General features: G+C 72.9%; 5 protein-coding genes and 1 pseudogene. 4 read left to right on the top strand and 2 right to left on the bottom strand.

Annotated elements, in window-relative coordinates; all coding sequences use genetic code 11:
• A pseudogene (locus AOK09_RS08700) lies at positions 1 to 1,901 on the top strand (MMPL family transporter); the annotation flags it as partial.
• Between the two features lie 115 nt (positions 1,902 to 2,016).
• A complete protein-coding gene (locus AOK09_RS08695; protein WP_055586541.1) occupies positions 2,017 to 2,910 on the top strand; it encodes a phosphotransferase enzyme family protein in 894 nt (297 codons plus the stop codon).
• A 59-nt stretch (positions 2,911 to 2,969) separates the two neighbouring features.
• Here AOK09_RS08695 and AOK09_RS08690 read toward each other — a convergent pair whose 3' ends face one another.
• Positions 2,970 to 3,674: a 3'-5' exonuclease gene (locus AOK09_RS08690; RefSeq protein WP_055586540.1), complete on the bottom strand. Its 705-nt coding sequence runs from the start codon at positions 3,672 to 3,674 to the stop codon at positions 2,970 to 2,972.
• Between the two features lie 87 nt (positions 3,675 to 3,761).
• Positions 3,762 to 4,985 (bottom strand): SAV2148 family HEPN domain-containing protein, encoded by a 1,224-nt coding sequence (locus AOK09_RS08685; protein ID WP_107101275.1) that lies wholly within the window; start codon positions 4,983 to 4,985, stop codon positions 3,762 to 3,764.
• Positions 4,986 to 5,468: 483 nt separating this feature from the next.
• Here AOK09_RS08685 and glgX point away from each other — a divergent pair, with 483 nt between their 5' ends.
• Positions 5,469 to 7,640 (top strand): glycogen debranching protein GlgX, encoded by a 2,172-nt coding sequence (gene glgX / locus AOK09_RS08680; protein ID WP_055586539.1) that lies wholly within the window; start codon positions 5,469 to 5,471, stop codon positions 7,638 to 7,640.
• Positions 7,641 to 7,730: 90 nt separating this feature from the next.
• A partial coding sequence (locus tag AOK09_RS08675) for an alpha-amylase family glycosyl hydrolase (protein ID WP_245687189.1) occupies positions 7,731 to 9,159 on the top strand: 1,429 nt, incomplete at its 3' end.

The raw sequence follows: 9,159 nt of genomic DNA, 5'->3' as shown, positions 1-9,159 counted from the left end.
GCGCGGTCTCCGCCGACCGGCACTCGGCCCTGGTGCAGTTCACCATGGCCGACGCCGCCGGCCACGAGACCGACGACAAGGTCGCCACCGTGCTGGACGCGGTGGCCGGCGTCCAGGCCGCGCACCGGGACCTGGTGGTCGAGGAGTTCGGCGGCGCCAGTGCCGACAAGTGGTTCCAGGACCAGTTCAGCCATGACTTCAAGCGCGCCGAGTGGACCGCCGTACCGCTGGCCCTGGGCATCCTGCTGATCGCCTTCGGCGCCCTGGTGGCCGCCGTGCTGCCGGTGGTGCTGGCACTCACCGCGTTCATCGCCGCCGGCGGACTGGTCGCGCTCAGCAGCCATCTGCTGCACACCAGCGACGACGCCAGCTCGGTGATGCTGCTGGTCGGGCTGGCCGTCGGCGTCGACTACTGCCTCTTCTACCTGCGCCGCGAACGGGAGGAACGGGCCGCCGGACGCGACCCGCACACCGCCCTGATGGTCGCCGCCGCCACCTCCGGACGCGCCGTCCTGGTCTCCGGGCTCACCGTGGTGGTCGCCATGGCCGGGATGTTCCTCACCGGCATCGCCGACTTCCAGGCCATGTCGATGGCCACCATCGTCGTGGTCGTGGTCGCGGTACTGGGCTCGGTCACCGTGCTCCCCGCACTGCTCTCCATGCTCGGCGACCGGGTGGAGAAGGGCCGCGTCCCGCTGCTCGCCCGGCTGCGCCGCACCGGCGGCGGCGCCGCGAACGGCAGCCGCATCTGGAACGCCGTCCTCACCCCCGTGCTGCGCCGCCCCCTGGCCGCCGCCGCACTCGCCACCGGGGTGCTGCTGGCCCTCGCCGCACCGCTGCTCACCCTGCACACCGCCAACCTGACCTTCGAACAGCAGCTGCCGCAAGGCAACGCCCTGGTGAAGACCTACCAGCGGATCGACGCGGCCTTCCCCGGCAACCCGTCACCCGCCACCGTCGTCGTCAAGGCCGACGACATCGACGGACCCCGGATGAAGCAGGCGATCGCCGACTTCCAGCGCGCCGCGGTGGCCACCGGACGGATGCACCAGCCGATCAAGGTCACCCTGCACCCCGCGCAGAACGTCGCCGAGATCGACGTCCCGCTGGCCGGCACCGGCAACGACCGGGCCAGCAACGACGCCCTGAAGGCGCTGCGCGAGGACGTGGTCCCCAGGACCCTGGGCGCCGTGCCGGGCACCGAGGCGCCGGTCACGGGCGAGACTGCGGGCAGCTACGACTTCAACCACCAGATGTCCGACAGCCTGCTGCCGGTCTTCGGCTTCGTCATCGCCTTCGCCTTCCTGCTGATGCTGCTCTCCTTCCGCTCGCTGGCCGTCGCCGTGACCGCGGTCGTCCTCAACCTGCTGTCGGTGGGCGCCGCCTACGGAGTGCTCTCGCTGGTCTTCCAGCACGGCGTGGGTGCCTCGCTGCTGGGCACGGCCGGGGTCGGGGCGATCGAGAGCTGGGTGCCGCTCTTCCTCTTCGTGATCCTCTTCGGCCTCTCCATGGACTACCACGTCTTCGTGGTCTCCCGGATCAAGGAGGCCCACGACCGCGGCCTGGACAACCGCTCCGCCGTCGCCCACGGCATCCGCAGCACCGCGGGGGTGGTGACCAGCGCAGCCGTGATCATGGTGGCGGTGTTCGCGGTCTTCGGCACCCTGTCCATGCAGTCCATGAAGCAGATGGGCGTCGGCCTGGCCGTGGCCGTCCTGGTGGACGCCACCGTCATCCGCGGGGTGCTGCTGCCGTCGGTGATGACCCTGCTGGGCGAGCGCAACTGGTACCTCCCCCGCTGGCTGCACCGGCTCCCGGACCTCTCCCACACCGAGGCGCTCCCCCCGGTCGGCACCGCACCCGTCCACCCGCTGCACAAGCGGCCGCCCGTGGAGGTCTGACCCCTCCCGTGCACAGCGCCGCACCGGCGGCCGGACCCGCAGCAGCGCGGGTCCGGCCGCCGGCGCTTCTGCGAGACTGGGACACCGCCGCCGACCCTGGAGCACCACCGCGCCCATGAACGCCACCCCCTTCGACGAGGCCCGCGCCCGCGACCTGCTGCACACCGCCTGCGCCCTGGCCGGACTGTCACGACCCGACGGCGCCCGGCTGCTCGCGCTGGGCGAGAACGCGGTCCTCGCCGTGGACCACCTGGTGGTGAAGATCGGACGCGGCCGCGACCTGCTGGAGCGCGCGGAACGCGAACTGCGGATCGCGGCCTGGCTGGCGGAGCAGGACGTACCGGCCACCCGCCCGGCCGAGGACGCGCCGCAGCTGCCGCTGCTGGTCGACGGCCACCCGGTCACCTTCTGGCAGCGGCTGGCCGATCCGGTGCGCCCCGCGGAGCCGGCCGACCTGGCCGTACTGCTGCGGACGATCCACCGGCTGCCCGCGCCGCCGGTACCGCTGCCCCGCCGTGACCTGCTCTCCGGGGTGGAGCGCTGGCTGCGCGCCGCCGAGGGGCACATCGACCCCGCCGACGCCGCCTATCTGCGGGCCCGGCGCGACGGTCACGCCGAGGCGGCGGCCGCCCTGGAGCCGCACCTGCCCACCGGTCCCATCCACGGCGACGCGCTGCCCCGCAACGTCCACATCGGCCCGCAGGGGCCCGTGCTGCTCGACCTGGAGACCTTCTCCGACGACCTGCGGGAGCACGACCTGGTGGTGATGGCCCTCAGCCATGACCGCTACGGGGTCCCCGACCACGCCTACCGGGCCTTCACCGACGCCTACGGCTGGGACGTGCGGGAGTGGCCGGGCTGTGCGGTGCTGCGCGGGGCCCGGGAGACCGCCAGCGCCTCCTGGGTCGCCCAGCACACCCCGGGCAACCCGGCGGCGCTCGCGGAGTTCCGCCGCCGGGTGGCGTCGCTGCGTGCGGGGGACTCCTCCGTCCGCTGGCACCCCTTCTGACCGTCCGTCACACCGGCCGCCCGGGCCGCTCGGCAGCCCCCGCCCCGGGCGGACCCCGCTCAGCGCATCGGCCACCGGGCGTCTATCACCGCGGCCGGGTCCTTCTCCCTGCGCAGCCACGCCTGGAAGCTCTCGGCCCAGGCCGTGTGCCAGCCGATCTGCTGCTCGTGCAGATCGGCCGGGTGCAGCTCCCCCACCTCCCGGGGATAACGCTCCGCGAGCCGGACGGCCACCCGCACCGCGGCCAGCGCATCGCTGCCCGCCTCATGGGCGTCGGCCAGCTCCACCCCGTACACCCCGCAGACGCTCTGCAGACTCCGTGAGCCACGGCGGTACCGGTCCACGGAGCGGTCGACCACCAGGGGGTCGAGGACCGGCCCCACCGGGCGGCCGCCCAGCCGGGCGGCCAGCGTGGGCAGATGGTGCCGGCGCAGCTCGGCGTCGAGCAGGCTCAGGTCGAACGGTGCGTTGAAGGCCACCACCGGCACCCCGGCCGCCAGTCGGCGGCACAGCTCGGTTGCGACCTCCTCCACCGCCTCCGGCGCCGGTCTGCCGCCGGAGACGGCCTGCTCGGTGCTGATGCCGTGGATCGCTGCGGCCTCGGCCGGTATGGGTATGCCCGGGTTGACCAGCCAGGCCGTGGTGCGCACCGGTTCGCCGCCCTTGGTGTCCACCAGCGCGGCAGTGACGATGCGTGAATTGTCCGGATCCGTCCCGGTCGTTTCCAGGTCGAAGCCGACCAACGGCTCATGCCACCAGCTCATGTGCGGCGTCCTCTCGTGCGGCCCCGTGTGGATTCATCATCCCGTGCGGCACTGACATCCCGGCCGCCGCCCCATTCGGGCCGCCCGTCAGGAGACCGGCCGGGAGTCCGCCCAGCTGGTCTCGAACTCCTCGCGGTAGACCTCCAGCAGCCCGGGCTCCACGGCGGTCTCACCGGGGACGCGGTCGGCGCCGCGCAGCACCAGCGCCGGCGACTCCATCCCCCGGGAACGCCGCAGATAGGGCTGGACCACCGCCAGGCCGGGGGGACGCTCGCCCTCCACCAGGTAGGCGGTGAAGCGGGGCGTCTCGTCGAAGACCCGTATCTCGAACCCGCCGCTGTCCCGCAGCCGGGCCCGGACCCGCCGCACATGCATGATGTTCATCTCCACCGAGCGGCCCAGCTCACCGCGCCCCAGGCCCAGCTCCCGCTCACGCCGCCGCAGGGCGCTGCTGGCCGGGTTGAGGAAGAGCAGCCGCATCCGGCAGCCCCCGGCGGCCAGCCGCACCAGCCGCTTGCCGGTGAAGTTCTGGCAGAGCATGGAGAGGCCGATCCCGATCGCGTCCAGCCGCTGCGCCCCGGTGAGCAGCTCCTCCACCGGCAGGTCGCGCTGCAGCCGGACCCGGTCGGAGTGCACGGCGACCACGTCGGCGTAGCGTTCGCCGACCAACTCCTCCAGGATGTCGCCGGGGGCGCCGACGGCCACCGGTCCCCCGTCCAGCAGCGCCAGCAGCCGGGCCGCGGCGCGCTCGGCCTGCGCGAGCACCGTCTCGGACAGCGCCCGGTTGCGGGAGACCACATGGCGGGCGACCTCCAGCTCGTCCAGGGTCAGCTCCACCTCGCGGCGGTCGGCCAGGTACGGCTCGAAGCAGGCCCAGTGCTGCACCATCAGCTCACGTAGCTGAGGGAGCGTCAGAAAGACCACCAGCTCGTCGTCCGCGGGATCCAGCAGATAGCCCTTGCGCCGGCTGACCTCGCGCACGGCGCCCGCCCGGTGCGCCCACTCCTCGCCCACGGGACCGGCCGCGGCGGTGACCCAGTCCTCGCCGTGGGCGGGCTCGTAGACGGGACGCAGCACCTCGGAGACCAGGGAGCGCATCCGCTGCTCGACCAGATTGAGCCAGACGTAGGCCCGGCCTGCCCGGCGCACCCGCCGGCGGGCCTCCTCCCAGGAGTCCGGCCCCCAGCCGAGGGCGGTCCGCGGACTGCCCTCCTGGCGCGGCAGAAGGCGCCCCGCCGCCGTCCTGGCGGCGGCCGTCAGCGCGTCTCCGCGCACCGTGCCTCCCGCGGCACCCTCGTCGGAGGGGACCACCGTGACTCCTCCCTCTCGTAAACGAGAGGGCTTCCCCCTCGGCTCTGTGGAACTGAGGCGCGGCCAGGCCGTGACCGCTGCCCGTGGGCAGGACCCCGATTCTACTACGGCGCTTCGTACCTTAGAAATCTTGGCGGCCGCTGAGAAGGGGTCCGAGGACACTTCCCCGCCGCCCGCCGCGGAGCCCTGCGCACAGGACCGCGACACGCGGGCGGCACGGCCCGCGGGCCCGGTCGGGGCCGGTTCCGGCCGTTTCCCGCCGGATGAGACACCCGTTCGGGCGAAGAAGTCACGAAAGGCCGTCAGTTCGGTCCTCGGTCAGCGAGTATGCGGAAGGACGGACGTCGGCGACTCGGACAACGACAGGGGGCACACATGGCGTCCGGCGCCGCCGGGCATACGGCACGCATCGGCGGCACGCCCACGCCCGCCCACGCACGGTCGGGGCAGCTGTCCTCCGCGACGACGGGAAGAAGAGGGACGATGCAGGTCTGGCCGGGACACCCGTACCCCCTCGGTGCCACCTACGACGGAGCCGGAACCAACTTCGCGGTCTTCTCCGAGGCCGCGGACCGGATCGAACTGTGCCTGGTCGCCGACGACGGCTCGGAGACCGCGGTGGAGCTGCGCGAGACCGACGCCTTCGTCCGCCACGCCTACCTGCCGGGCGTACAGCCCGGCCAGCGCTACGGCTTCCGGGTGCACGGTCCGTACGACCCCGCCGCGGGGCACCGCTGCAACAGCGCCAAGCTGCTGCTGGACCCGTACGCCAAGGCCATGAGCGGCGCCATCGACTGGCACGAGTCGGTGTACGGCTACCACTTCGGCTCCCCCGACCGGCGCAACGACCTGGACTCCGCGCCGCACACCATGCACTCGGTGGTGATCAACCCCTACTTCGACTGGGGCAACGACCGGCCGCCGCGCACCGACTACCACCGCACCGTGCTCTACGAGGCCCATGTCAAGGGCCTCACCCGGCTGCACCCGGGCATCCCCGAGGAGATCCGCGGCTCCTACGCCGGGATCGCCCACCCCGCCATGGTCGAGCACCTGGTGGACCTGGGGATCACCGCCATCGAGCTGATGCCGGTCCACCAGTTCGTCCACGACCACCGACTGGTGGACGCCGGGCTCTCCAACTACTGGGGCTACAACACCATCGGCTTCTTCGCCCCGCACGGCGCCTACTCCTCGCTCGGCGACCGCGGCCAGCAGGTGCAGGAGTTCAAGTCGATGGTCAAGGCGCTGCACGCCGCCGGGATCGAGGTGATCCTGGACGTCGTCTACAACCACACCGCGGAGGGCAACCACCTGGGCCCCACGCTCTCCTTCCGCGGCCTGGACAACGACAACTACTACCGGCTGGTCGCCGACGACCGCCGCTACTACGAGGACACCACCGGCACCGGCAACAGCCTGCTGATGCGCAGCCCGCACGTCCTGCAACTGATCATGGACTCACTGCGCTACTGGGTCACCGACATGCACGTCGACGGGTTCCGCTTCGACCTGGCCGCCACCCTCGCCCGGCAGTTCCACGAGGTGGACCGGCTGTCGTCCTTCTTCGACCTGGTCCAGCAGGACCCGGTGGTCTCCCAGGTCAAGCTGATCGCCGAGCCCTGGGACGTCGGCGAGGGCGGCTACCAGGTGGGCAACTTCCCCCCTCTGTGGACCGAGTGGAACGGCAAGTACCGCGACACCGTCCGCGACCTGTGGCGCGGGGAGAACGCCACCCTCGCCGAGTTCGGCTCCCGGCTGACCGGCTCCTCCGACCTCTACCAGGACGACGGCCGCCGCCCCATCGCCTCCATCAACTTCGTCACCTGCCACGACGGCTTCACCCTACGCGACCTGGTCTCCTACAACGACAAGCACAACGAGGCCAACGGCGAGGACAACCGCGACGGCGAGAGCCACAACCGCTCCTGGAACTGCGGCGCCGAGGGCGACAGCGACAACCCCGCGGTGCTGGAGCTGCGCGCCCGGCAGCAGCGCAACTTCATCGCCACCCTGATGCTCTCCCAGGGCGTCCCGATGCTCTCCCACGGCGACGAGCTGGGCCGCACCCAGCACGGCAACAACAACGCCTACTGCCAGGACAGCGAACTGGCCTGGGTGCACTGGCCCGCCGGCACCACCGGGCACGGCACCGCGGGCCACGGCCCCGGACGGACACCGGCCCAGGACGACCCCGCCGCCCAGCTGCTGGAGTTCACCCGCTCCATGGTCTGGCTGCGCCGCGACCACCCCGTCTTCCGGCGGCGGCGCTTCTTCCACGGCCGCCCGGTCTCCGGCACCCACGACGACCTCTCCGACATCGCCTGGTTCACCCCCGGCGGCAGCGAGATGACCGACAAGGACTGGAAGGCCTCCTACGCCAAGTCCCTCACCGTCTTCCTCAACGGCTACGCCATCTCCGAACCCGACCGCCGCGGCGGGAAGATCACCGACGACTCCTTCCTGCTGATGTTCAACGCCCACTACGAACCCCTGGAGTTCGCCGTCCCGGTCAACCACGGCCGGGAGTGGCAGGTGGTGGTCGACACCGCCCGGCCCGGCAGCATCGCCCCCGGCGCCGGGGCCAAGGTGAAGGCCGGCGACCGGCTCCAGCTCGCCGACCGGTCACTGATGGTGCTCCAGCGCCCCGCCTGAGCCCCGGCCGGGGCCCGGGGGACGACGACGGTCCCCCGGCTGCCCGCGCCCGGGATGTGGATCCCCTCCCCACCGGGTAGGCATGGGCACATGACAGCCGCCCACCGCCCTGGACCCACCGCCAGCTACCGGCTCCAGCTGCAGCCCGGCTTCACCCTCCACGACGCCGCAGCGGCCGTCCCCTACCTCGCCCGCCTCGGCGTCTCCCACCTCCACCTCTCCCCCCTGCTGGAGGCCGTCCCGGGCTCCGCCCACGGCTACGACACCGTCGACCACACCCGGATCAGCGAGCAGCTCGGCGGCGAAGCGGCCCTGCGCGCCCTGGCCGACCACGCCCACGCCCACGGCCTGGGGCTGATCGCCGACACCGTCCCCAACCACATGGCGCTGCCCGCCCCCGAACACCTCAACCATCCGCTCTGGCACGTCCTGCGGGAAGGGCCCGACTCCCCCTACGCCCGCTGGTTCGACATCGACTGGACCGCCCAGCCGGGCCCCGTCGACGCACCCCACCGCGGACGGGTCCTGCTGCCCCTGCTCGGCGACCGGCTCGGCGCCGTCCTGGACCAGCTCACCCTGGGCAAGACCACCGTCGCCCACCAGGAGTCACCCGACGACACCACCGCCGAACCGGTGCTCCGCTACCACGACCACGTCTTCCCGCTGCGCCCCGGCACCGAGCACCTGCCGCTTCCCGAACTGCTCGACCACCAGTGGTACCGGCTCGCCTGGTGGCGTCTCGCCCGCACCGAGCTCAACTACCGCCGCTTCTTCACCGTCAACGACCTGATCGCGGTCCGCGCCGAGGACCCCGAGGTCTTCCACGCCACCCACGCCGTCCTGCTGCGGCTGCACGCCGACGGCGTACTGGACGGCTTCCGCATCGACCACCCCGACGGCCTGGCCGACCCCCGCGGCTATCTGCGCCGCCTCTCCGACGCCACCGGCGGCGCCTGGACCGTCGTGGAGAAGATCCTCACCGGCGACGAACACCTCCCCGCCGACTGGCCCTGCGCCGGCACCACCGGCTACGACGCCCTGCTGCGCATCGACGGCGTCCTCACCGACCCCGAGGGCGTCCGGCGGATCACCGAGGAGACTGCCGCCGTACTCGCCCCGCCCGGCGGCGCCCACCCCGGCCGGGCCGGCGACCACCGGCAGACCGAGCACCAGCAGACCGAGCACCAGCAGACCGACCACCAGCAGTCCGACTACCGGCAGGCCGCCGAGGAGGCCCGCCGCGAGGTGGTCCGCCGCGAACTCGCCGCAGAGATCGCCCGACTCGGCCGCACCGCCGCCCGCGCCTGCACCGAGGACCCCTCCGACGCCCTGCAGCGCGACCACCCCGACTGGGCCCTCACCGAGGCCACCGCCCGGCTGGTCGCCGCCCACCCCGTCTACCGGCCGTACGTCGTCCCGGGCGAACCCGCCCCCGACGAGTCCGCGCAGGCCCTCACCGCCGTCGCCGCCGACCCCCGCTCCCTCACCGACAGCGCCGCCGTCGCCGGCACCGCCGACG

Origin of the sequence: Peterkaempfera griseoplana (assembly GCF_001418575.1) — a bacterium.
Lineage (GTDB): Bacteria > Actinomycetota > Actinomycetes > Streptomycetales > Streptomycetaceae > Peterkaempfera > Peterkaempfera griseoplana.
The sequence above is the reverse complement of the archived record's forward strand: the minus strand, read 5'-3'. Positions and strand labels throughout refer to the sequence as shown.